The sequence below is a fragment of the Bradyrhizobium sp. Bra78 genome (genome assembly GCF_024519855.1).
Lineage (GTDB): Bacteria > Pseudomonadota > Alphaproteobacteria > Rhizobiales > Xanthobacteraceae > Bradyrhizobium > Bradyrhizobium japonicum_G.
This window is the reverse complement of record NZ_JALJRE010000011.1, coordinates 180,700-202,575: the sequence shown is the minus strand read 5'-3', so window position 1 is coordinate 202,575 and position 21,876 is coordinate 180,700. Positions and strand designations below refer to the sequence as shown.

Here is a 21,876-nt window from a genome sequence, read left to right as displayed (position 1 = left end):
GGGCGAAAATTAAGGCTTAAGCGTGCCATTGCGGCGGCAATCGCGCGGACTGCCGCGACATGATCAGAAAAATCCAACGAAATCAGGCGGCTAACGCGAGATCGTAGGCGTCCTGGATGTCCGCTACGATCTCCGAGGCCTCCCAGACCGCGCGCGGCTCGACCGATTGCAGCGTCACCGTCCAATTGCCGCCCCGGCGGGTGCGGGGGACACTGAGGATGTCGAAGCGCACATTGCGGCACAACGGGTGGCGGGCCAGCGCATGCGCCACGCGAACGCGGATTTCGTCCAGCGAAGCTGCCGTCTTGGCGTTGAGAAAATCGAAGTCCATCGCCTGTCCCTCTCGGCCCCGATTGGCGGCCGTGAGGGGGATTCTGGGCTGGCGATGGTTAATCTGCCGTTAAACGCAGCGGACCGAAGGTATGCGGGATTAACTGTACTCGGGGCCGAAGCCCACTCTCCTGCCTGCACACATGCCGCGGGAAAGTCGACGCGCCGCAGCGTTCTCACCCGGGATTTTACGGGTTGTTGTGGCCCGCAAACAACAGCGCGCCACAGAGCGTGAAGAGGCGGTGCGCGGGCAATTGCCGGCGAATCTACGAATCAACTAGATCGCTGAACGGGGCTGGGAAGCGGAGTATCAAATGAGAGTCGCTTCCTTGGAAAGTGCGGTGGCTGCGGTCACGTTGATCACGGCTATCGTTGTGGTGCTGTGGGAGATCAAGATCTTCTACGGCATGTGAACTGGCAGGACGCTGGCGTCGAACAAGAGAGCCTCCGGACAAGAAGGGGTTCGCGACCAGGGCATCCCTTCCGCGGCGGCGGAAGTCTGCCATTCAAAGCCTGCCATTCAAATGGCACCGGGACTGGGCGCGGCCAAAGCCGTCACGCTCACCGCTTCTCGATCACCAGACTCTGCACGGCCCGGCCGAAATAGCCTTGCCTGTCTGCAAGCCGCGACATCGCGAGCCCGGCGCCATCCGGACCGATCCAGGAGTCCCCGTCGAGCAGGACCCATTCGCCGATCGGCTGGCGTGAAAAGCTCACGGTAAGGTCGGCGTTGATGTAGGTCCAGGCGCGAAAGTCGAGCGTCGAGGCGGTGCCGTTGGAAAAATCGGCCGCGACCACGGCGCGCATCGCCCGCGAGACCGCTTCGCCCTCGATCAGGGGATGGTCGACGCGAAACCAGATCGCGCCGGCCCCAGCCTGGCCGAAGCGGCCGCGCGCAGCACGCATCGAGACCGAACGCACGAACGGGCTGGTGGCGGCATGACCATCCTCGACCAGCGAATCCTCGGGCGCGGGCAACTCGACCGGCAGCGCCCTGATGTCGTCGGGCAGCGTCAGCGCCTGGCGCTTGATCTTGAGCACGGTGGCGCCGACCACCTGCACGCCGTCGGCAAGCAGCTTGATTTCGCAGAGCTGGATCTTGCGACCCTCGCGCAAGACCTCGGTCGCAATCGTCAGCGGCGCCACCGGAACGGGGCGCATCAGATCGATGGTGACGCGCGCGATATCCATCGGCACCGGGGTCGGAATGCGTTCGGCCGCCCACGTCACCAGCGAAGCCGGCGCCGAGCCGTGCTGCATGCGTCGGTCCCACGGACCCGCCGCATCCGGGCTGGTGACGACGCTGTTGCCGTCGACGCGGTAGATCGCGGTCATCGCTTCTCCGTGGTGCACATTCGGAGTTAAACAAAAAGTGTCGTCCCGGCGAAGGCCGGGACGACAGCATGGTTCACAACGGCGGATCGATCGCTTCCTCATATTCCTTCTTGAAGCGCGCGATCAGTTCTGCGGCGGGCAGGATGCCGTCGACGCTGCCGATGCCCTGGCCGGAGCCCCAGATCTCCTTCCAGGCCTTGGGCTTGGCACGCTCACCGGAGGCATCGGTGCCGAAATTCATCTTGGACGGATCGGAGGTCGGCAGGTTTTCCGGATCCATGCCGGCGGCGAGGATCGAGGGTTTCAGGTAATTGCCGTGCACGCCGGTGAAAAGGTTGGAATAGACGATGTCGTCGGCCGTCGAACCTGCGATCATCTCCTTGTAGCGCTCGACCGCGTTGGCTTCCTTGGTGGCAATGAAGGCCGAGCCGATATAGGCAAAGTCGGCGCCGAGGATGCGCGCGGCGCGGATCGCCTTGCCGTTGCCGATGGCGCCCGACAACGCGATCGGCCCGTCGAACCATTTTCGCGTTTCCGCGACGAACGCCAGCGGCGAGATCGTGCCGGCATGGCCGCCGGCGCCGGCAGCGACCAGGATCAGGCCGTCGGCGCCTTTCTCGATCGCCTTGTGCGCGAATTTCTGGTTGATCACGTCGTGGAAGACGATGCCGCCCCAGCCGTGCACGGCCTGGTTCAGTTCCTCGCGCGCGCCGAGCGAGGAGATGATCATCGGCACCTTGTACTTGGCGCAGAGCTGCATGTCGTGGTCGAGCCGATTGTTCGACTTGTGCACGATCTGGTTGACCGCGAACGGCGCCGACGGCTTGTCGGGATGCGCGCGGTCATAGGCGGCGAGCTCTTCGGTGATCCGCGCCAGCCATTCGTCGAGCAGCTCCGGCGGACGCGCGTTCAGCGACGGAAACGAGCCGACCACGCCCGCCTTGCACTGCGCGATCACGAGATCGGGCACCGAGATGATGAAGAGCGGCGAACCGATCACGGGGATCGACAGGCGTCCCTTGAACAAGGCAGGTATGGACATTGCGGAACGATCCTTTGTTGACGAGCAAATCGAAGGTTGGGGACCATACCAACAAGGCAAATCTTTCCACTGTCAAGTATTGCGTCCTGACGCCATTGCGGATGCCGCGACCGCAATTCCAAGCCGCGGAATTCGCTCCTTTCCGTTTCCTCCGCAATGACGAGTTGAAAGCTGCGGATGAGCAATAGCTACGCAATCAGGTCCGGATTGATCAGACGCTCGAACGAGAACATCTCGTCCCATTTCTCCTGCGTCAGCAGCTTGCGCTCGACCACGACGATCTGGTGCAGCGACTTGCCGCTCTTGTAGCCCTCGCGCGCGATCTCGGCGCATTGCTTGTAGCCGAGCAACGGCTTCAACACCGTCACGATACCGAGCGAGTTGAGCACCATGTTGCGGGTGTGCTCCTCGTTGGCAGTGATGCCCACCACGCAGTTCTCGCGCAGACTGTTGACTGCGCGCTCCATGGTGCGGATCGAGAAGAACAGCGCGAATGAGATCACCGGCTCCATCACGTTGAGCTGGAGCTGGCCGGCGCTTGCGGCAAGCGTGACCGTGGTGTCGAGCCCGATGACGAGGAAGCTGGTCTGGTTCACGACCTCGGGGATCACAGGGTTGACCTTGCCGGGCATGATCGAGGAGCCCGGCTGGAGCTGCGGCAGGTTGATCTCGTTGAAACCGGCACGCGGGCCCGAGGCGAGCAGACGGATGTCGTTGCAGATTTTCGTCAGCTTGCTCGCAGTGCGCTTGAGGACGCCGGAGAGCTGCACATAGGCGCCGGTATCCGAGGTCGCCTCGACGAGATCGCCTGCGAGGATGAAGTCGACGCCGGTGAGCGCGCTCAAATGCCGGACCGCGAGCTTGGGATAGCCGTGGGCCGCCGTGACGGAGGTGCCGATCGCGGTGGCGCCGAGATTGATCTCGCGCAGCAGCGCGCGCGCTTCCGAGATGCGGTCGACCTCCTCGCCGATCGTGGTGCCCCATCCCCGGAATTCCGCGCCGAGCGACATCGGCACCGCGTCCTGCAAATGGGTGCGGCCCATCTTCAGCACCCGCTCGAACTCGCGGCCCTTGGCGAAGAAGGCCTCCTGGAGCTGGCGCAGCGCCGTCATATAGCTCTCGAGCCGCAGGATCAGTGCCAGCCGAAAAGCGGTCGGATAGGTGTCGTTGGTCGACTGGCCGTAATTGACGTGATCGTTGGGGCTGACGTGCTGATAGTCACCTTTGGCGAAGCCGAGCGATTCCAGCGCGAGATTGGCGATCACCTCGTTGGCGTTCATGTTGGTGGAGGTGCCAGCGCCGCCCTGGATGAAGTCGGTGACGAACTGGTCCATCATGTCGCCGGCAATGACACGGTCGCAGCCCGTGATGATCGCCTCGGCGACCTTGGTGTCGACAGCGCCGAGGTCGCGATTGGCCATGGCGGCGGCCTTCTTCACGTAACCGAGCGCCTTCACGAAGTAAGGCTCCTGGTTCATCGGAATGCCGGTGATGTGGAAGTTCTCCTTCCCGCGGATGGTCTGGACGCCGTAGTAGATGTCGTCCGCGATCTCACGCTGTCCGAGGAAGTCCTGCTCCGTACGGCTCATGGGCGCTCCTTGCTTGCTCGCGCGACGTCCTCAGTTCTGGCACAGCGCGCTGGTGACGAAGGTGTCAGTCCGGCAGTCATCTGGCTTGCGTTGCCGGCCCGGGATCAGAACCTTGGCCGAGCATTTTTCCGCGGAATCGGCATTCAGGCTCTTGCCTTCCCGGTAGCCCTTGCTCTGGCAAAGCTGGTCGGCTGCCTGCTTGCAATCCGGCGCGCCATTCGACGAGGCCGGACAAGCCATGCGACCCGACACCATGCTCGACGGCTTCGCCAGCCGCGACAAATCGTTCAAGGTCTCGCTCGGGCTTTTGATCGGAGGGAGGATCGCGGGCAGCTTGTCGAACAGCTTGCCCATTTCGTTGATCAGCCCGGGATTTTCCTCACCTGTCGGCGGAGCGGGTGTCGATGGCGGCGGCGCGGCCGGCGGCCCCTGCTCCTGCAGGCCGAGCGCGGGCGGCGCGGATTGCGGCCATCCGGTTGTGCCGGAGCCAAGCAGGAGCAGCAGCACCGCTGAAGTCAGCGTCCCCAGCCGGACGGCCGGATTGCCGGATTGAACCATCATGGAGGCAACCGTAGCCGAAGCCGGCGCAGCGGCAAAGCCGCCGCAGCCCTAGATCAACTTGATCGCAACGACAAAGCCGAGCACCAGCACCGCGGCTCCAAGTGCCACCCAGAGACCAAGATGCTTCTCGATCCTGACCCGGATCCAGTCGCCATAACGGTTGAGCAGGATCGCGACGATGAAGAAGCGCCCGCCGCGCGCAACGATCGAGCACAGGATGAACAGGACGAGATTGTAGCCGGCAAAGCCCGAGGTGATGGTGACGAGCTTGTAGGGGATCGGCGTCAGTCCCTTGAGCAGGATAATCACCGCGCCCCACTCCGCGTAGGAGGCGCGAAACGCATCGACCTTGTCGCCGAGGCCATAGACCTGGATCAGCCAGTGGCCGACCGAGTCGAACAGCAGCGCGCCGATGGCGTAGCCGAGCAGACCGCCCACCACCGAAGTGGCGGTGCAGACCGCGGCATAGAGCCAGGCGCGCTGCGGGCGCGCCAGCGACATCGGGATCAGCATCACATCCGGTGGGACCGGAAAGAAAGAGCTTTCTGCGAAAGCCACGGCTCCCATGATCCAGAGCGCGTAGGGCTTGTGGGCGGCGTCGATGCACCAGTCGTAGATACGTTTCAGCATGGCGCCGCGATGAAGCACCATGGGACGGATTTGTCCATCGCGAGTTTTTGAGCGTTTTGTGACGCTTTTAGTGGCGCTTGCGCGCCACCCGGCCCTCGATCGCGACAATTGGCCGCCTGGCGGCAACGCGCGGTGACGCGACTTTGGGCAGCTTCATCGGCGACTTCGGCAGCTTTTCCGCGATGCCGAGCATGTCTTCCCGTCGCGACATCTCGCGCCAGACATCCTCGGGGCGAACGCCGGCCGAGGCCCACAATACGGTGAGATTGTAGAGCAGGTCGGCGCTTTCCCGGATCACGGCTTCGCTATCGCGATTGACCGCGTCGATGACGACCTCGATCGCCTCTTCGGCCAGCTTCTTCGCCATTTTGGATGGACCACGCTGAAACAGCCGCGCAGTGCGCGATGTTGCCGGATCAAGATCCCTGGCCGCGAGCACAGCCAGATATAGCCGCTCAAGCGAATCACTCATGGTACTCAAACTACTCGAAACACATTGTAAGCGTGTTAACGCACGGCAATAAAAGCAGAAAACAGGCCGCCGCGGCAAGCGCGACGGCCTGTTGGTCGATGGCTCAGGGCGGATCGGTTAATAGCAACCGTAGCCGGAATAGCCGTGAGCGCAAACCTTGTCGTAACCGCCATAGCGCTCTTGCGGATAGCTCGGGCCGTAGTAGCCGGGGCTGCTGTAGTAGACCGGGCCGCCGCCGTAATAATAGCCCGGACCGTTGTCATACGCGTAGGCGTCGCGGCTTGCGGCGATCGCAAGACCGGTACCGACGATGCCGGCAAAGGCTGCGGCAGCCGCCGCTCCGCCGCCACCGCCATGCCAGTGACGGCCGCCTGCGTATGAAGCGGTCGGGGTCATTGCGGTCAACGCCAGCACCGCGGCGGTGGCAAGAACGGCCTTGCGGCCGGCAAATCTCGAAAATCTGTCAAACATGTCCTGGACCCTCCTTGGGACCTCGAATGGTGCCTGACGACAGGCTCATGTCTTTCAAACACCCGTATCCCATGTTGGGTTCCCCAACCCCAACACAAGCTGAACGGGGTTGCGTGATCATGACGCAACTGCCGCTCATCCGCCGTTCATAATGGCGCGGACAGACTGCTCGTCAGCCGGCGCTGCGAGCGTCACCAAATCATAACAATGCGGGACCGGCGCGACTGATGTCAGGATTCAGGACGATCGCCCTTCGCGGCCTGTTGGCCCTTGCAATCTCGCTTGCCGCGCTGGCCGCACGCGACGTCACGGCGGCTGAGACCGCCGGCCCCTCGATTGCGATCCGCTTCACCTTCGACCGCCCGATCGATGCGAGCATGGCGCCGTTCTTCCTTGCCGCAAAGGACGGCAGCTTCGGCACCGAACGCCTCAACGTCTCCTTCAGCAGCACGGCCGGATCGCCGGAAGCGCTCGCGCGCGTCGCCAAGGGCGACAGCGAACTCGCACTGGTCGACATCAACGAGTTGATCCGCTTCCGCGACAGGGACGATGCGGCACCGGTCAAGGCGGTGTTCGTGCTGTTCAACAGCGCGCCCTACGCCATCATTGCGCGCAGGAGCCGGGGCATCCACCTCCTGCCCGATCTCGACGGCAAGACCGTCGGCGTTGCCGATGGCGATCTGTCGATGCGGCTGTGGCCGGCGCTGGCGAAGCAAAACGGCATCGACGCATCGCATGTGAAATTCCACAAGATGAGCGCTGCAGTGCGCGAACCGATCCTGTCCGCGGGACAGGTCGATGCGGTCGCCGGCTTCAGCTATCTCTCGGCAGTGAACCTGCGCGACCGCGGCGTGCCCGGAGCCGATCTCGTCGTGCTGCGTTACGCCGACTATGGCTGCGAGGCCTATGGCTTTGCCGTGGTAGTCAATCCCGCCTTCGCCGCGGCGAAGCCGGACGCGGTGAAGGGATTCGTCCGCGCATTGATCGCCGGCGTCAACGCAACCGTCAAAGAGCCGGCACGCGCGGCGGACGAGGCCGCAAGCCGCATCGACGACGGCGACCGCGACCTGGAGCTGGCACGCCTGCGCACCGTCCTCGTCGACAACATCCTGACCGACGAGGTCCGCCGCAACGGCCTCGGCGGCGTCGACCCGGCGCGCCTGGATCGCTCGATCGACCAGATCGCCCGGGACTTCAAATTCCGCAAGCGGCCCGCGGCAGGAGATATCTTCGACGACCGGTTCCTTCCGCCGGTCGCGGCGCGGCTGATCAACTGAGTAAAACTGACAGCTTCCGCTGTATCTCGCTGGCAATCCCTGTTTAGAATATAGGCCCACCTTTCTGCTTTGAGCCCGAGCACCTCGCCCGCATGTCCATTTTCAGCCTCTATACCCGCGTCCTCGAGCTGCTCGGCAAGGAGGCGCGGCTGGGCTGGCTGTTGGCGTTCGCCAATCTCCTGCTCGCCGCCTCGCAATTCGCCGAGCCCGTGCTGTTCGGCCGGATCGTCGACGTGCTCTCGGGCAAGACGGTCGCAGGCTCCAGCTCGGCCTGGCCGTTCCTGATGGCCTGGGTCGCGTTCGGGCTGTTCACCATCGCCTGCAGCGCAATCGTGGCGCTGCAAGCCGACCGGCTCTCCCATCGCCAGCGCCAGGCGGTGCTCACCGACTATTTCGAGCACATTTTGCAACTGCCACTGACCTTCCACTCCGGCACCCATTCGGGCCGGCTGATGAAGGTGATGCTCAACGGCACCGATGCGCTATGGCGGCTGTGGCTGGGCTTCTTCCGCGAGCACTTTGCCGCGATCCTCTCGGTCGTCGTGCTGCTGCCGCTGTCGCTCTATCTGAACTGGCGGCTCGCGATCCTGCTGTTCGTGCTCTGCATCGTCTTCACCGCGCTGACCACCTTCGTCGTGCGCAAGACGTTCGGCATGCAGATGGCGGTCGAGGAGCAATATAGCGAGCTTTCCGCCCGCGCCTCCGATGCGCTCGGCAATGTCGCACTGGTGCAGAGCTTCGTCCGCGTCGAATCCGAGGTGCAGGGTCTGCGCTCCGTCGCCGACCAGTTGCTGGCCGCACAGATGCCGGTGCTGTCGTGGTGGGCGCTCGTCACCGTGATCACGCGCGCCTCAACCACCATCACGGTGCTCGCGATCTTCACGCTGGGCATCGCGCTGCACGACCAGGGACTGACATCGGTCGGCGAAATCGTGATGTTCGTGAGCTTCGCGACGCTTCTGATCCAGAAGCTCGAGCAGGTCGTGAGCTTCATCAACAGCGTGTTCATGGAAGCCCCGCGCCTGCGCGAATTCTTCAACGTGCTCGATGCCGTACCGGCCGTGCACGACCGGCCCGACGCGATCGACGCGGGGCGGCTCTCCGGTCTCGTCGAATTCAACGACGTCACCTTCTCCTACGACGGCAAACGGCCGGCGATCGAGGATCTCTCCTTCTCCGCACTGCCCGGCCAGACCATCGCTCTGGTCGGCGCGACCGGCGCCGGCAAGTCCACCGCGATTGCGCTGTTGCATCGCGCCTTCGATCCGCAGTCCGGCTTCATCAGGATCGACGGCATGGACGTGCGTGGGGTGACGCTGACATCGCTGCGGCGGAACATCGGCGTGGTGTTCCAGGAGGCGCTGCTGTTCAACCGCTCGATCGCGGAGAATCTTCGCGTCGGCAAGCCGGACGCGACCGAGGCCGAAATGCGCAAGGCAGCCGAGCGCGCGCAGGCCATCGACTTCATCGACCGCAGCGGCGGCTTCGAGACCAATGCCGGCGAACGCGGCCGCATGCTGTCCGGCGGCGAGCGGCAGCGGCTGTCGATCGCCAGGGCGCTGCTGAAGGACCCGCCGATCCTGATCCTGGACGAGGCCACCAGCGCGCTCGACGCCGTCACCGAGGCCAAGGTGAATGCCGCTCTCGACGAAGTGATGAAGGGCCGCACCACTTTCGTGATCGCCCATCGTCTCTCCACGATCCGCAATGCCACGCGGATCCTGGTGTTCGAGAACGGGCGTGTGATCGAAAGCGGAACTTTCGATGAACTCGTGGCCAAAGGCGGGCATTTCGCCGAGCTCGCCAGGGCCCAGTTCATGGTTCAGGAGAACGCACGGGCCAGCGTGACGGCGGCTGAGGCTGCTGCGACTGCTGCCAAGTCTCCCTAGCAAGTCCTCACAGGACCGTCGAAATTCGGCCTATTTCATTGCGGAATACCGGCTGGAAGCCCCTATTCCCGGCGCGCGAGCCGGTATAGGTTTGCGACGCCGCAAGCGGCGACGCTGGATTTCAGAACCGAACATCAGATCACGAGAAGCCCTCCGGAACCGGCGGGTCTCCAAGGACCGGAATCGGATAGTGCACGCCATTCGCCCGCTGCTTCGCAAATCGCTGTTCAACCTGTTCGCTGCGATCCTCGCATGCGCCGCATTGCTCACCCCGCGCGCGGCGAGCGCGGAAGCACTGCTCCTGATCGAGGCCGACAGCGGCAAGGTGTTGCAGGCGGATAACGCGACCATTCCCTGGTATCCGGCTTCCGTCACCAAGATCATGACCGCCTATGTGACGCTGAAGGCGGTCAAGGACGGCAAGCTTACGCTGGACACGCTGCTCACGGTGTCGCCGACGGCAGCCTCGCAATCGCCCTCGAAGATGGGGTTCCGCCCGGGAACGCAGCTTACCGTCGACAACGCGCTGAAGATGATGATGGTCAAGTCGGCGAATGACATGGCCGTGGTACTCGCCGAAGGCGTTGGCGGCTCGATCGATGGCTTCTCGGTGATGATGAACGACACCGCGAGGAAGCTCGGCATGACGCAGACGAGCTACGTCAATCCGAACGGCCTGCCTGCCGACGGCCAGATCACGTCCGCGCGCGATCTCGGAATTTTGGCGCGCTCCTTCCTGCGCGACCTGCCGGAATACGAGTACTTCGTGCACATCCCGGCGATCCGCTTCGGCAAGCGCGTCACAGGGAATTTCAACAAGCTGATCGGCCGCTATCCCGGCGCCGACGGTTTCAAGACCGGCTTCATCTGCGCCTCCGGCTACAACCTCGTCGCCTCCGCCACGCGCAACGGCCGCCGGTTGATCGCGGTGGTGCTCGGCGCCAGTTCCGGCACCGCGCGCGCCATCAAGGCAGCGCAGCTCCTGGAGCGCGGCTTCAGCCAGGACACTCTGTCGTGGCTGCGCCCCTCGCTCGGCACCGTCGAGAATCTCGTGCCGGTCGACGCCTCGCCGCCCAACCTGCGCGAGGACATGTGCGGCGGCCATCGCAAGCGGCCGGCCAGCGACGATGACGACGCGCTGATCGCGACCAATGGCGGCACGTCCGGATCGGCCTCCGCCACCGGCGGCGAAGCCCAGGTCACCTTCTTCACAGCCGGCCTCCAGCCGCCCCTGATGAAAGCCTCCGAGCTGATGGCCTCGGCCCCGGCGGCGGCCGAGCCCGTGCTGGTCTATACCGGCCCGACACGCACGGGCACCGCCCTGATCGCGGCGGTCGCGGCCGATGCCGACCAGCAGGCCACGCCAAAGCCGCGTGGCAAGAAGTCGCGCGTCGCCAAGAAGCCTGACGCAGCAGACAAGACGGCCGACAAGCCGAAGGATGCCAAGACGGCGGATGCCAAGACGGCGGCGGCGAAACCGGATGCCAAGCCGGCCGACGTCAAGACCGACGGCAAGTCCGCAGCCAAGCCGGCCGGCACCAAGCATGCCGCGGCCAAGCCCGATGCGTCGGCAAAACCTGCGGCGGCCGGCGATCGGGCGCCCAAGCCCGCCAAGCCCAAGGCAGCGACCAAGCCCGCCGCCAAGCCGGCCAACAATAGTTAGCGGCCCCGGCGAGGCGAGACCGCGGCGCACTTCGCACTTGCGGCGGCGCCGCTTGCGAGGATTCCAGTAGCCACTCCCTGACCTTTGTCCTAAGCCTCGACGGCTTGCCACCCGTTCCGGCAGGCTCGATACTGTCTGCAATGAGGCAAGCCCGAGACACAACGGGCTCTGGTAGATGAGGGGAGTTTTCCATGGAGCGCATCTGGCTCAAGCAATATCCGCCCGGCGTCCCCGCCGATATCGAGCCGACGCAATACGCATCGCTGGTCGACCTCCTGGAGGAGAGCTTCACCAAGTTCGCCGACCGCAGGGCGTTCATCTGCATGGACAAGTCGATCAGCTATCGCGATCTCGACCAGATGTCGCTGGCGATGGCGGCCTATTTGCAAGGCCGCGGTCTGCAGCGTGGCGCCCGCGTCGCGATCATGATGCCGAACGTGCTGCAATATCCTGTTGCCACCGCCGCCGTGCTGCGCGCCGGTTTCGCGGTGGTCAATGTCAACCCGCTCTACACGCCGCGCGAGCTCGAGCATCAGCTCAAGGATTCCGGCGCCGAAGCCATCATCGTGCTGGAGAATTTCGCCCACACCGTCGAGCAGGTGATCGCGAAGACGCAAGTGAAGCACGTCATCGTCGGCAGCATGGGCGATCTGCTCGGATTCAAGGGCGTGATCGTCAATCTCGTCGTCCGCCGCGTCAAGAAGATGGTACCGGCCTGGTCGTTGCCGGGCGCGGTGTCCTTCAACGACGCGATCTCGGCCGGCCGCTCTCTGAGCTTCAACAAGCCCAAGCTGTCGCCCGGCGATGTCGCGTTCCTGCAATATACCGGCGGCACCACCGGCGTCTCCAAGGGCGCCACGCTGCTCCACCGCAACATCGTCGCCAACGTGTTGCAGAACGACGCGTGGCTGCAGCCGGCGCTCGCCTCGCCGCCGCATGTCGATCAGCTCATGATCGTCTGCGCGTTGCCGCTCTATCACATCTTCGCGCTGACGGCCTGCTACCTGCTCGCCGTGCGCGCCGGCGGCTGCAATCTGCTGATCCCCAATCCGCGCGACATCGCGGGCTTCGTCAAGGAGCTGGCGAAGTACCAGGTCAACAGCTTCCCGGCGGTGAACACGCTCTACAACGGCCTGATGCATCATCCCGACTTCAAGAAGCTGGACTTCTCCAAGCTCAAGATCTCCAACGGCGGCGGCATGGCGGTACAGCGCCCCGTGGCCGAGCAGTGGAAGGCGGTGACCGGCTGCTTCATCGCCGAAGGCTACGGCCTGTCGGAGACTTCGCCGACCCTGACCTGCAATCCCGCGACCACGACCGAATTCTCGGGATCGATCGGCATTCCCGTGCCCTCGACCTGGATCTCGATCCGCGACGACGACGGCAACGAGATGCCGCTCGGCCAGCCCGGCGAGATCTGCGCCAAGGGCCCGCAGGTGATGTCGGGTTACTGGAACAGGCCGGAGGAGACCGCCAAGGTGATGACATCGGACGGCTACTTCCGCACCGGCGACATCGGTGTGATGGACGAGAAGGGCTACACCAAGATCGTCGACCGCAAGAAGGACATGATCCTGGTCTCCGGCTTCAACGTCTATCCCAACGAGATCGAGGAAGTGATCGCGAGCCATCCGGGCGTGCTCGAATGCGCCGTGATCGGCATCCCCGATTCCAAGTCGGGCGAGGCGGTGAAGGCGTTCGTGGTCAAGAAGGACCCGAACCTCACGGCGGAGGCCTTGATCAAGTTCTGTCACGAGCAGCTGACCGGCTACAAGGTGCCCAAGCACATCGAATTCCGCGCCGACCTGCCGAAGACCAATGTCGGCAAGATCCTGCGCCGGCAGCTGCGCGACGAGAAGAAGGCGGAGGCGGCGTAAGCGCCTCTTTCGTTCATGACTGACGTCGGCAACATCGGCCCGGCCGGCATCCTCGCCTTCTGGCGCGAGGCCGGCCGCGATGCCTGGTACAAGCGCAACGACGCTTTCGACGCGGAAGTCAGGCGCCGCTTTCTCGCGCTGTGGCAGACGGCGGCCGCCGGCGAACTCGCGTCATGGGAGGCGACCGACGACGGCGCGCTTGCGCTCGTCATCGTGCTCGATCAGTTTCCCCGCAACATGTTTCGCGGTACAACGCAGGCCTTTGCCAGCGATGCGTTGGCGCGCGACGTCGCCCGTTGCGCCATTGAGCGCGGCGCAGATCAAAGGATCGATCCGGTCCTGCTCGAATTCCTCTATATGCCCTTCATGCATTCCGAGCACCTGCCCGACCAGATGCACTGCGTCGCGCTGTTTCAAAGCACCGAGAATGCCGAAAACCTGAAATACGCGCGCGAGCACGCCGACATCATCCGGCGATTTGGCCGCTTCCCCCACCGCAACCGCCTCCTCGGACGCCCGACCACCGAGGAAGAACAGGCCTTCCTCGACAATGGCGGCTTTTCCGGCTGATGACATCAAGGTGAAGGGCGGCATCCGTCGCCGCTTTCCCTGCCGGCAATATTGTGCAGGCCCGCCGCACGGTCTAAAAAGCGGGACCGATTTTCAGGGAGACTGACGATGGCGATCCAGACTGGCGACAAGCTGCCCGAGGCCAAATTCCGCGTAATGACGGCGGAAGGCCCGCAGGTGAAGACCACCGACGATATCTTCAAGGGCAAGAAGGTGGCGCTGTTCGCGGTGCCCGGCGCCTATACCGGCACCTGCCACAAGATGCATCTGCCGAGCATCTTCCTCAACGCCTACGCCATGAAGGACAAGGGCGTCGACACCATCGCCATCGTTTCCGTCAACGACGCTTTCGTCATGAACGCCTGGAAGCGCGATACCGACCAGCGCGACGAGGCCATCTTCCTCGCCGACGGCAATGCCGAATTCGCCAAGGCGATCGGCATGGAGCTGGATGCTTCCGGCAACGGCCTCGGCATCCGCTCGAAGCGCTATTCGATGCTGGTCGAGGACGGCGTGGTCAAGAAACTGAACCTCGAGGCGATGCCCGGCAAGGTCGAAGTGTCCGGCGGCGATACGCTGCTGGGGCAGCTGTAACACGACCCCTGCTATCAGCCATATCCTCCGTGTCGTCCCGGCGAAGGCCGGGATGACGGTAGTAAGTGGGCGCAATGCGCCTACTCCGCCACCCGCTGCTGCAGCCGCGCCTTCACGATCCCGTCGCGTGCGAGCTGATCTGCCCGCTCATTCTCCGGGTGGCCGGCGTGGCCCTTGACCCAGTGCCAGCGGACCTCGTGTGCTTTCAGCGCGGCGTCGAGGCGCTGCCATAGCTCGACATTCTTCACCGGCTTCTTGTCGGCGGTGCGCCAGCCGTTGCGCTTCCAGCCGTGGATCCAGCCGGTGATGCCCTGACGGACATATTGGCTGTCGGTGTAGAGATCGACGGTGCACGGCTTCTTCAGCGCTTCGAGCGCGGAGATCGCCGCCATCAATTCCATCTGGTTGTTGGTGGTGTGGCGCTCGCCGCCGTTCAGCTCTTTTTCCTTGTCGCCGAACTTCAGGATCGCGCCCCAGCCGCCGGGCCCGGGATTTCCCGAGCACGCGCCATCCGTATAGATCGTGACATTGGGAAGCTCGCTCACGCGACCAGTCCTGACGGCATCAGCCCGTAGTCGCGCACGCTCGAAACGCTCTGGTGGAAACGCAGCTTGCGAAAATATTCCAGCGGATCCTTCGGGCGAACCAGCGCGCCGGGCGGCACGTTGAGCCAATCGACCAACCGCGTCAGCAGGAAGCGGATCGCGGCGCCGCGCGCCAGCAGCGGCAGCGCGGCCTCTTCCGCCTCCGAGAGCTTGCGCACCCGGCCATAGGCGTTGAGGAAGGCGCGCGCCTTGGTGACATTGAAGGAGTGATCCGGCTCGAAGCACCAGGCGTTGAGGCAGATCGCGACGTCATAGGCCAGCATGTCGTTGCAGGCGAAGGTGAAGTCGATGATCCCCGAGAGCTTGTCGCCAAGGAAAAAGACGTTGTCGTTGAAGAGGTCGGCGTGGATCACGCCCTCCGGCAGATCGGTCGGCCAGATTCCGCTCGCGAGATAGTCGAGCTCGGCCGCAAGAAACGCGCGCAGACCCGGCTGAACCTCGTCGGCCCGGGGCGACGCCGTATCGAACAGCGGCCGCCAGCCCAAGACCGACAGCGCGTTCGCCCGCTCGATCGCGAAATTGGCGCCGGCCAGATGCATCCTGGCGAGCCCCTCGCCGACGCCGGCGCAATGGGCGGCGTTCGGCTTGCGCGGCCAGACGCCTTCGAGAAACGTGATGATCGCGGCCGGCCGGCCCGACAGCTCGCGCAGCGCCTCGCCGTCTGTTCCTTTCACCGGCAGCGGGCAGTTGACGCCGTGCTCGGCCAGATGCGTCATCAGCGCGAGGAAGAACGGCAGATCGTTCTTCGCCACGCGCTTCTCATAGAGCGTGAGGATGAACGACCCCTTGGTCGTATGCAGCAGGAAGTTGGAATTTTCGACACCCTCGGCGATGCCCTTGTAGGAGAGCAATTCGCCGAGATCGTATTGTTTCAGAAAGTCCGCAAGTTCGTCGGCGGCAACGTCGGTGTAGACCGCCATGAAGGTCTACTCGGCGGCGGCTTCGGGGCGCACCTGGCGCGGCAGCGGGAAGAACTCGTTCTCTTCCGCGGCCGAGACCGTCTCCACATGCAGCGTGAAGCGTTCGGCGAACGCGTCCATGATCTCCTCGACGATCACTTCCGGTGCCGAGGCGCCCGCGGTGATGCCGAGGCTGGTGATGTTTTCGAACCGCTTCCAGTCGATCTCGGTGGCGCGCTGCGCCAGCACTGCGATCGGGCAGCCTTCACGCTCGGCGACCTCGCGCAGGCGCTGCGAGTTCGACGAGTTCGGCGCACCGACCACGATCAGCGCGTCGACCACCGGCGCCACCTTCTTCACCGCGAGCTGGCGGTTGGTGGTGGCGTAGCAGATGTCTTCCTTGTGCGGCCCGTTGATGTTCGGGAAGCGCTCCTTCAGGAGCGCCACGATCTCCGCGGTGTCATCGATCGACAGTGTGGTCTGGGTCACGAAGGCGAGATTGTTCGGATCCTTCGGGGAGATGGTCTTGGCGTCCTCGGCGGTCTCGATGAGCGTCACGGCGCCGACCGGAAGCTGGCCGAGCGTGCCCACCACCTCGGGGTGATGGGAATGGCCGATCAGGAAGATCTCGCGGCCGCGCTTGAAATGGATCGCGGCCTCGCGGTGCACCTTGGTCACCAGCGGGCAGGTCGCATCCAGCGAGAACAGATTGCGGGACGTCGCGTCGGCCGGAACCGATTTCGGCACGCCATGGGCCGAGAATACCACCGGCGCGGTGGTATTTTCCGGGATCTCGGCGAGCTCCTCGACGAAGATCGCGCCCTTTTTCTTCAACCCGTCGACGACGTATTTATTGTGCACAATCTCGTGGCGAACATAGACGGGGGCGCCGTATTTATCGAGCGCCCGTTCCACGGTGTCGATCGCCCGGACCACCCCGGCGCAGAAGCCGCGGGGAGAACAAAGCACGATCTTGAGGTCTGGTTTGGCTGACATTGAGCGATCTCGGGACCGAATCACCTCGCCAAATGGCGGGAAGCGGTCGATGGATGGAATAGGGCTAAGGTACGAGCTTACGGCGACCTGAGAGGGAATTGGGCCCCCTTTCGGGCGCTGTCAAGGCACTATCTATAGCAGAACCATTGCGTGGCTACCCCCTCCGGGCTTATATAGCGCCAATTCCCTGTCATCGCTGATGACTACCGGTTTCGCCTCCTGAGGGGTGGGCGAAGCACAAAGGAGATTTGCCATGAGCAACGCACCTCTGATGCCCAAGGCGACCGCCGTCTGGCTGCTCGACAACACCGCGCTGACCTTCGACCAGGTCGCCGATTTCACCAAAATGCACCCCCTCGAGGTGCGCGCGATCGCCGACGGCGACGCGGCCCAGGGCATCAAGGGCATGGACCCCCTCTCCAACGGCCAGCTGACCCGTGAGGAGATCGAGAAGGGCGAGAAGAACCCGGACTACAGGCTCCGCCTCCAGGAGAGCAAGGTGGTGCTGCCCCCCCAGCCCAAGCGCAAGGGCCCGCGCTACACCCCGGTCTCGCGCCGCCATGAACGCCCGAGCGCCATCCTCTGGCTGCTGCGCAACCATGCCGAGCTCAAGGACGCCCAGATCATGCGCCTAGTGGGCACCACCAAGAGCACGATCGCCAGCGTCCGCGATCGCACCCACTGGAATACGTCGTCGCTGACCCCGATCGATCCGGTCACCCTCGGTCTCTGCTCGCAGATCGAACTGGATTTCGAGGTCGCGCGCGCAGCCAAGGAAAAGCCGATCGACACAGCCTATGGCGGCGCGACCCTGTTGCCGGCCTCCGAGACCACCAAGAAGGACGAGTTCGAGCCGGCGGAGCGATCGAGCGACGACCTCAACGTCGACGCCGTGTTCGCCAAGCTGAAGACGCTCGGCGGCAAGAAGCAGGACGAAGACGAGGAGTAGAGCTCCGCTTCTTCGTTTACCATCGGATGAGATTTGGACGCGGCGGGGAAACCTGCCGCGTTTTTATTTCGGCTTCTGAACGAGCCCCGCAATCCGTCGGGGCACGACGTGGCCCGGATGGGGCGCAGCGCAATCCGGGCTACAGGTCTCAATGCCTTACGGCCGATCGGGATGGTTCAGCATGTACTCGCCGAGATCACGCTGGCGGCGGTCGGAGCGTGCGGTGGCGGCGCTGCGCTGGACGTCGCGGTCCTTGCGACAGGCCACGTATTCGGGAGAGCCGGCCGCATAGCCACGACCCTGGCAGACCGCATCGTCATCATCGCCGCCCATCGCCACCGGCGTCTGATAGCGCGCGGAGCAGGCGGAAAGGACGAGGCCCGCAAACGCAATCGCAAGAAACGGCTTCGAATTCATGGCAGGCCCTTCATCCTTCGAGACGCGCGCCAGGCGCGCGGCTCAGGATGAGGGTTGAGCGGAAAAATGCGGCCTATTCAAGCCCCATCGCGACCGTCACACCCGCCCCTTCAGCGCCTCGCCGATCTCGTCGAGCACCTTGGGGTCCTCGATCGTCGCAGGCATGGTCCAGGATTCGCCGTCGGCGATCTTCTTGATGGTGCCGCGCAGGATCTTTCCGGAGCGCGTCTTGGGCAGGCGGCCGACGGTGATCGCAAGCTTGAACGCGGCAACGGGACCGAGCTTGTCGCGCACCAGCGCGATGATCTCCTTCTCGATCTCGGCAGGCGCGCGCTTCACGCCGGCCTTGAGCACCAGGAAGCCGCAGGGCACCTCGCCCTTGATCGCGTCCTTGACGCCGAGCACGGCGCATTCGGCGACATCCGGATGCGAAGCCAGGATCTCCTCCATGCCACCGGTGGAGAGCCGGTGGCCGGCGACGTTGATGATGTCGTCGGTACGGCCCATGACGAAGACATAGCCGTCCTCGTCCTTGTAGCCTGCGTCGGAGGTCTTGTAGTAGCCGGGGAATTCGCTGAGGTAGGCTTCCTTGAAGCGCGAATCCTGATTCCACAACGTCGGCAGACAGCCCGGCGGCATCGGCAGCTTGATGACGATCGAGCCCATGGTGTTGGGCCCGACCGGCTTTGCGGCTTCGTCCACCACGTCGACCTGATAGCCCGGCATCGGCACCGTCGGCGAGCCGTGCTTCACCGGCAACATGCCGAGACCGACCGGATTGCCGGCGATGCACCAGCCGGTCTCGGTCTGCCACCAATGGTCGATGACAGGCACCTTCAGCTGCTGCTCCGCCCATTCCACCGTCGGCGGGTCGGCGCGTTCTCCGGCGAGGAACAGCGTGCGGAATTGGGAGAGATCGTATTGCCGGATGAACTTGCCTTCCGGATCCTCCTTGCGAATCGCCCGGAACGCGGTCGGCGCGGTGAAGAGTGCGACCGCCTTGTGCTCGCTGATGACGCGCCAGAATGCGCCGGCATCGGGCGTGCCGATCGGCTTGCCCTCATACATGATCGAGGTCGCACCATGCAGCAGCGGGCCATAGACGATGTAGCTGTGGCCGACCACCCAGCCGATGTCGGAGCCGCACCACCAGACCTCGCCGGGCTTGACGCCATAGAGGTTGAACATCGACCATTTCACCGCGACGAGATGCCCGCCATTGTCGCGCACCACGCCCTTGGGAATGCCCGTGGTGCCCGAGGTGTAGAGAATGTAAAGCGGATCGGTGGCGGCAACCGGCACGCAAGGCGCTTTCTTGCTGTCGTTCATCGCCTTGCGGCGCAGGCTCGCCCAATCGTAGTCGCGGCCCCGCGTGAGGTCGCAGGTGAGCTGCGGACGCTGCAGCACGATGCAGGCCTTCGGCTTGCTGCCGGCAAGCCTGATCGCCTCGTCGAGCAGCGGCTTGTACTGCACGATACGGCCGGGCTCGATGCCGCAGCTCGCCGACAGGATCAGCTTCGGCTGCGCATCGTCGATGCGAGTGGCGAGCTCCTTGGCGGCAAAGCCGCCGAACACGACGGAATGCACCACGCCGATACGCGCGCAGGCGAGCATCGCGACCACCGCCTCCGGCACCATCGGCATGTAAAGGATGACGCGGTCACCCTTGGCGACGCCGAAATCCTGCATGACGGCGGCGAGCGCCTGCACCTCGCTGAGCAGCTCGGCATAGGTGAACTTGGTGACGCTGTTCGTCAGCGGCGAATCATGGATCAGCGCGACCTGGTCGGCGCGGCCGCGTTCGACATGGCGATCGAGCGCGTTGTAGCAGGTGTTGACGACGCCGCCGCTGAACCAGCGGCCGTAGACGCCCTGCGAGGCATCGAAGATGGTCTTCGGCGGCTCGATCCAGTCGATCTCCGTCGCCGCCTCGGCCCAAAAGCCCTGGGGATCGGCCAGCGACCGCGCATGGACCTCGTGATAGCTGCTCTTCCCCTGGATGCTCATGTCCCGCGCTCCCGTTCCCTTTATTGGCTTGGCCTTGACCTGACGGCAGGACAAAAGTCCCGCCATGACCCGGATCAAGTGCCGGCCTCGTTTGGGAGGTATTTTCCCGGGAACGGGCTGCGGTTCAAGCTGAAAGAACGAATCTTCTCCCTCTCCCGTTCTTGCGGGTAGAGGCGAGCAGACGGCTAGCTCTCCATCCCGTTCAGCCGCTGCAACCGCTCCTGCATGACCCTCCTCAGATCATAGCCCGGCCGGCCGAAGCTCGCATTGCGCGTCGTGAGGAAATCGCGCTGTGTTTTGCGCAGGTCGCTCGCCGGGCGCCCTTTCGTCGCCTTCAGCAGCCGCTCGTAGGTCTCGGCGATCTGGCGGTCGAGCACGCCGAGCTGCGGGTCGGCGCAGATCACCTTCTCGACCTCGCGCCTAGCCGTGGCACAATCGAACGACGGGCCGCTGCCGGAATTCGCCGCGAGCGGCCGCAGCGGTTCGGCGCCGAATTTGGCGATCTCCGCGATCATGGTGCGGCGGCCGGCGGCGGCGTTGTCATTGCCGGGATCGAGCTTCAACGCGGTCTCGTAATCGGCCAGCGCCTTCCTGCGCTCGCCCATCTTCTTGTAGAGCACGGCGCGATTGTTGTAGGTCTGTGCGAAATTCGGGTCGAGCTTCAGCGCGGCGTCGTAATCGCTCAGCGCCGCACCCAGTTCTCCCTTGAGGTGATAGGAATCGCCGCGGTTGGTGAAGAAATTCGGCTTCGGCGCGAGCCGCAACGCCCGATCGTAGTCGGCAATCGCCTTGTCGTACTCGCCCATCGCAGCCAGCGACAGGCCGCGATTGTCGTAATACTCAGGCACTTTCGGATCGAGCCTGATCGCCTCGCCGTCATCGGCGACCGACTTGTCGAGCTGGCCGAGCTTCTTGTAGGCGGCGCCGCGATTGGTGTAGCTCCGCGGCCGGTTCGGATCGAGCCGCAGCGCCTCGCAGAGATCGCGGATCGCCTTTTCGTTGTCGCCGCCGAGATAGTAGGTAACGCCGCGATCGGACCAGGCCTGCGCATAGTCCGGCTTCAGCTTGATCGCCTGGTCGTAGTCGGCGAGCGCGCGGTCGAGCCGGCGCTGATTGGTGTAGACCACGCCGCGCAGCTCGTAGGACTCCGCATCCTGCGGATCGAGCTCGATCGCCTTGCCGAGGTCCGCCGCGGCGCGGTTGAGATCGCCGCCGGCCTCGCGCAGCAGATCGCCGCGCAGGCGCCAGGCCTTTGCATTCCTGCCGTCGAGCGCGATGGCGCGGTCGATATCACGCAGCGCCTGCGTGAGGCCCCCCGAAGTCCGCGCATTGGCGTCGGCGCGAACCAGCAGTGCCCCGGCGCGGCCGGAAGCTGGATTGGCAGCCTGATCAATGATGGCACTGCATGCAGGGATCAACTCGGCGGGCGCGGCCTTGCTGCCCAGCGCGCAATCGACGGCGGCCGACGCTGGCGCCGCCAGGACAAGGCTCATCGCCGCGCCGAGCAGCAGGGCGCGCAGCGGCGACCCGGTAAATGGCAAGGTTTGCGCGGAAGGTTGCGTGCCGCACATGACAGAGGGCTCCATGACGTCAGGTTTTCACCATTGTCGCGGGGAGCAAAGAATCGGTTCAAAACCGGGCCCGTCATCAGAGGCGGACGGTGCCTGCTCTCCTCACCCGCCTGCGGGGAGAGGCGAAGAATC

The 21,876-nt window shown here is 64.4% G+C and carries 21 protein-coding genes; 7 read left to right on the top strand and 14 right to left on the bottom strand.

What is annotated here, in order from left to right; all coding sequences use genetic code 11:
• Positions 1–82: 82 nt before the first annotated feature.
• The 8 genes from OC450_RS24235 to OC450_RS24200 all read right to left on the bottom strand — a co-directional run bounded on the left by OC450_RS24235 (position 83) and on the right by OC450_RS24200 (position 6,430).
• Positions 83–331: a hypothetical protein gene (locus OC450_RS24235; RefSeq protein WP_211381183.1), complete on the bottom strand. Its 249-nt coding sequence runs from the start codon at positions 329–331 to the stop codon at positions 83–85.
• 560 nt (positions 332–891) lie between these two features.
• Entirely contained in the window at positions 892–1,665 is a 774-nt protein-coding gene (locus tag OC450_RS24230) for a thioesterase family protein (protein ID WP_262048807.1), read from the bottom strand.
• Between the two features lie 73 nt (positions 1,666–1,738).
• Complete coding sequence (locus OC450_RS24225) at positions 1,739–2,707, bottom strand: NAD(P)H-dependent flavin oxidoreductase (protein ID WP_262048806.1); 969 nt, start codon at positions 2,705–2,707, stop codon at positions 1,739–1,741.
• 188 nt (positions 2,708–2,895) lie between these two features.
• Positions 2,896–4,296, bottom strand: coding sequence for an aspartate ammonia-lyase (locus OC450_RS24220; protein WP_211381180.1), 1,401 nt, complete (start codon positions 4,294–4,296; stop codon positions 2,896–2,898).
• 30 nt (positions 4,297–4,326) lie between these two features.
• Complete coding sequence (locus OC450_RS24215) at positions 4,327–4,857, bottom strand: hypothetical protein (RefSeq protein ID WP_211381179.1); 531 nt, start codon at positions 4,855–4,857, stop codon at positions 4,327–4,329.
• 48 nt (positions 4,858–4,905) lie between these two features.
• Positions 4,906–5,508: a YqaA family protein gene (locus OC450_RS24210; RefSeq protein ID WP_211381178.1), complete on the bottom strand. Its 603-nt coding sequence runs from the start codon at positions 5,506–5,508 to the stop codon at positions 4,906–4,908.
• Positions 5,509–5,554: 46 nt separating this feature from the next.
• Positions 5,555–5,959 carry a phosphoribosyl-ATP diphosphatase gene (hisE, locus tag OC450_RS24205; protein WP_211381177.1) on the bottom strand — a complete coding sequence of 135 codons (405 nt, stop codon included), beginning with the start codon at positions 5,957–5,959 and terminating at the stop codon, positions 5,555–5,557.
• 117 nt (positions 5,960–6,076) lie between these two features.
• On the bottom strand, positions 6,077–6,430 hold the full coding sequence (locus OC450_RS24200; protein ID WP_211381176.1) for a hypothetical protein: 354 nt from the start codon (positions 6,428–6,430) through the stop codon (positions 6,077–6,079).
• 227 nt (positions 6,431–6,657) lie between these two features.
• Between OC450_RS24200 and OC450_RS24195 the strand changes: the two genes are divergently transcribed.
• The 6 genes from OC450_RS24195 (at position 6,658) to OC450_RS24170 (ending at position 14,300) form a co-directional block, all read left to right on the top strand.
• Positions 6,658–7,707 (top strand): ABC transporter substrate-binding protein, encoded by a 1,050-nt coding sequence (locus OC450_RS24195; protein ID WP_211381175.1) that lies wholly within the window; start codon positions 6,658–6,660, stop codon positions 7,705–7,707.
• A gap of 92 nt (positions 7,708–7,799) precedes the next feature.
• Positions 7,800–9,596 (top strand): glucan ABC transporter ATP-binding protein/ permease, encoded by a 1,797-nt coding sequence (locus OC450_RS24190; RefSeq protein ID WP_262048805.1) that lies wholly within the window; start codon positions 7,800–7,802, stop codon positions 9,594–9,596.
• Positions 9,597–9,786: 190 nt separating this feature from the next.
• On the top strand, positions 9,787–11,259 hold the full coding sequence (locus OC450_RS24185; RefSeq protein ID WP_262048804.1) for a D-alanyl-D-alanine carboxypeptidase family protein: 1,473 nt from the start codon (positions 9,787–9,789) through the stop codon (positions 11,257–11,259).
• A 191-nt stretch (positions 11,260–11,450) separates the two neighbouring features.
• Positions 11,451–13,136, top strand: a complete 1,686-nt coding sequence (locus tag OC450_RS24180; protein WP_262048803.1) for a long-chain fatty acid--CoA ligase — start codon at positions 11,451–11,453, stop codon at positions 13,134–13,136.
• A gap of 15 nt (positions 13,137–13,151) precedes the next feature.
• Positions 13,152–13,706, top strand: coding sequence for a DUF924 family protein (locus OC450_RS24175; protein WP_262048802.1), 555 nt, complete (start codon positions 13,152–13,154; stop codon positions 13,704–13,706).
• A 108-nt stretch (positions 13,707–13,814) separates the two neighbouring features.
• Entirely contained in the window at positions 13,815–14,300 is a 486-nt protein-coding gene (locus OC450_RS24170) for a peroxiredoxin (RefSeq protein WP_200514829.1), read from the top strand.
• Between the two features lie 80 nt (positions 14,301–14,380).
• Here OC450_RS24170 and rnhA read toward each other — a convergent pair whose 3' ends face one another.
• The 3 genes from rnhA to ispH are packed head-to-tail and all read right to left on the bottom strand — an operon-like array spanning position 14,381 to position 16,800.
• Positions 14,381–14,845 (bottom strand): ribonuclease HI, encoded by a 465-nt coding sequence (gene rnhA, locus OC450_RS24165; protein WP_097662137.1) that lies wholly within the window; start codon positions 14,843–14,845, stop codon positions 14,381–14,383.
• Positions 14,842–15,825 (bottom strand): homoserine kinase, encoded by a 984-nt coding sequence (locus OC450_RS24160; RefSeq protein WP_262048801.1) that lies wholly within the window; start codon positions 15,823–15,825, stop codon positions 14,842–14,844. The genes rnhA and OC450_RS24160 overlap by 4 nt, the downstream gene beginning before the upstream one ends.
• A 6-nt stretch (positions 15,826–15,831) precedes the next feature.
• Positions 15,832–16,800, bottom strand: a complete 969-nt coding sequence (gene ispH, locus OC450_RS24155) for a 4-hydroxy-3-methylbut-2-enyl diphosphate reductase (protein ID WP_211381169.1) — start codon at positions 16,798–16,800, stop codon at positions 15,832–15,834.
• Positions 16,801–17,053: 253 nt separating this feature from the next.
• On the opposite strand from ispH, the gene OC450_RS24150 reads away from it, so the two are divergent.
• Positions 17,054–17,749 carry a DUF1013 domain-containing protein gene (locus OC450_RS24150; protein WP_211381168.1) on the top strand — a complete coding sequence of 232 codons (696 nt, stop codon included), beginning with the start codon at positions 17,054–17,056 and terminating at the stop codon, positions 17,747–17,749.
• Positions 17,750–17,905: 156 nt separating this feature from the next.
• On the opposite strand, the gene OC450_RS24145 is transcribed toward OC450_RS24150, so the two are convergent.
• The 3 genes from OC450_RS24145 to OC450_RS24135 form a co-directional block, all read right to left on the bottom strand.
• Positions 17,906–18,166 carry a hypothetical protein gene (locus tag OC450_RS24145; protein WP_211381167.1) on the bottom strand — a complete coding sequence of 87 codons (261 nt, stop codon included), beginning with the start codon at positions 18,164–18,166 and terminating at the stop codon, positions 17,906–17,908.
• A 96-nt stretch (positions 18,167–18,262) separates the two neighbouring features.
• Positions 18,263–20,173: a propionyl-CoA synthetase gene (locus OC450_RS24140; protein WP_262048800.1), complete on the bottom strand. Its 1,911-nt coding sequence runs from the start codon at positions 20,171–20,173 to the stop codon at positions 18,263–18,265.
• A 185-nt stretch (positions 20,174–20,358) separates the two neighbouring features.
• A complete protein-coding gene (locus OC450_RS24135; RefSeq protein ID WP_262048839.1) occupies positions 20,359–21,744 on the bottom strand; it encodes a tetratricopeptide repeat protein in 1,386 nt (461 codons plus the stop codon).
• Positions 21,745–21,876: the final 132 nt, after the last annotated feature.

Coding starts and splice junctions, on each gene's coding strand:
- OC450_RS24235 (WP_211381183.1), bottom strand. CDS start 331: ATGGACTTCGATTTTCTCAACGCCAAGACGGCAGCTTCGCTGGACGAA.
- OC450_RS24230 (WP_262048807.1), bottom strand. CDS start 1,665: ATGACCGCGATCTACCGCGTCGACGGCAACAGCGTCGTCACCAGCCCG.
- OC450_RS24225 (WP_262048806.1), bottom strand. CDS start 2,707: ATGTCCATACCTGCCTTGTTCAAGGGACGCCTGTCGATCCCCGTGATC.
- OC450_RS24220 (WP_211381180.1), bottom strand. CDS start 4,296: ATGAGCCGTACGGAGCAGGACTTCCTCGGACAGCGTGAGATCGCGGAC.
- OC450_RS24215 (WP_211381179.1), bottom strand. CDS start 4,857: ATGATGGTTCAATCCGGCAATCCGGCCGTCCGGCTGGGGACGCTGACT.
- OC450_RS24210 (WP_211381178.1), bottom strand. CDS start 5,508: ATGGTGCTTCATCGCGGCGCCATGCTGAAACGTATCTACGACTGGTGC.
- hisE (WP_211381177.1), bottom strand. CDS start 5,959: ATGAGTGATTCGCTTGAGCGGCTATATCTGGCTGTGCTCGCGGCCAGG.
- OC450_RS24200 (WP_211381176.1), bottom strand. CDS start 6,430: ATGTTTGACAGATTTTCGAGATTTGCCGGCCGCAAGGCCGTTCTTGCC.
- OC450_RS24195 (WP_211381175.1), top strand. CDS start 6,658: ATGTCAGGATTCAGGACGATCGCCCTTCGCGGCCTGTTGGCCCTTGCA.
- OC450_RS24190 (WP_262048805.1), top strand. CDS start 7,800: ATGTCCATTTTCAGCCTCTATACCCGCGTCCTCGAGCTGCTCGGCAAG.
- OC450_RS24180 (WP_262048803.1), top strand. CDS start 11,451: ATGGAGCGCATCTGGCTCAAGCAATATCCGCCCGGCGTCCCCGCCGAT.
- OC450_RS24175 (WP_262048802.1), top strand. CDS start 13,152: ATGACTGACGTCGGCAACATCGGCCCGGCCGGCATCCTCGCCTTCTGG.
- OC450_RS24170 (WP_200514829.1), top strand. CDS start 13,815: ATGGCGATCCAGACTGGCGACAAGCTGCCCGAGGCCAAATTCCGCGTA.
- OC450_RS24160 (WP_262048801.1), bottom strand. CDS start 15,825: ATGGCGGTCTACACCGACGTTGCCGCCGACGAACTTGCGGACTTTCTG.
- ispH (WP_211381169.1), bottom strand. CDS start 16,800: ATGTCAGCCAAACCAGACCTCAAGATCGTGCTTTGTTCTCCCCGCGGC.
- OC450_RS24150 (WP_211381168.1), top strand. CDS start 17,054: ATGAGCAACGCACCTCTGATGCCCAAGGCGACCGCCGTCTGGCTGCTC.
- OC450_RS24145 (WP_211381167.1), bottom strand. CDS start 18,166: ATGAATTCGAAGCCGTTTCTTGCGATTGCGTTTGCGGGCCTCGTCCTT.
- OC450_RS24140 (WP_262048800.1), bottom strand. CDS start 20,173: ATGAGCATCCAGGGGAAGAGCAGCTATCACGAGGTCCATGCGCGGTCG.
- OC450_RS24135 (WP_262048839.1), bottom strand. CDS start 21,744: ATGTGCGGCACGCAACCTTCCGCGCAAACCTTGCCATTTACCGGGTCG.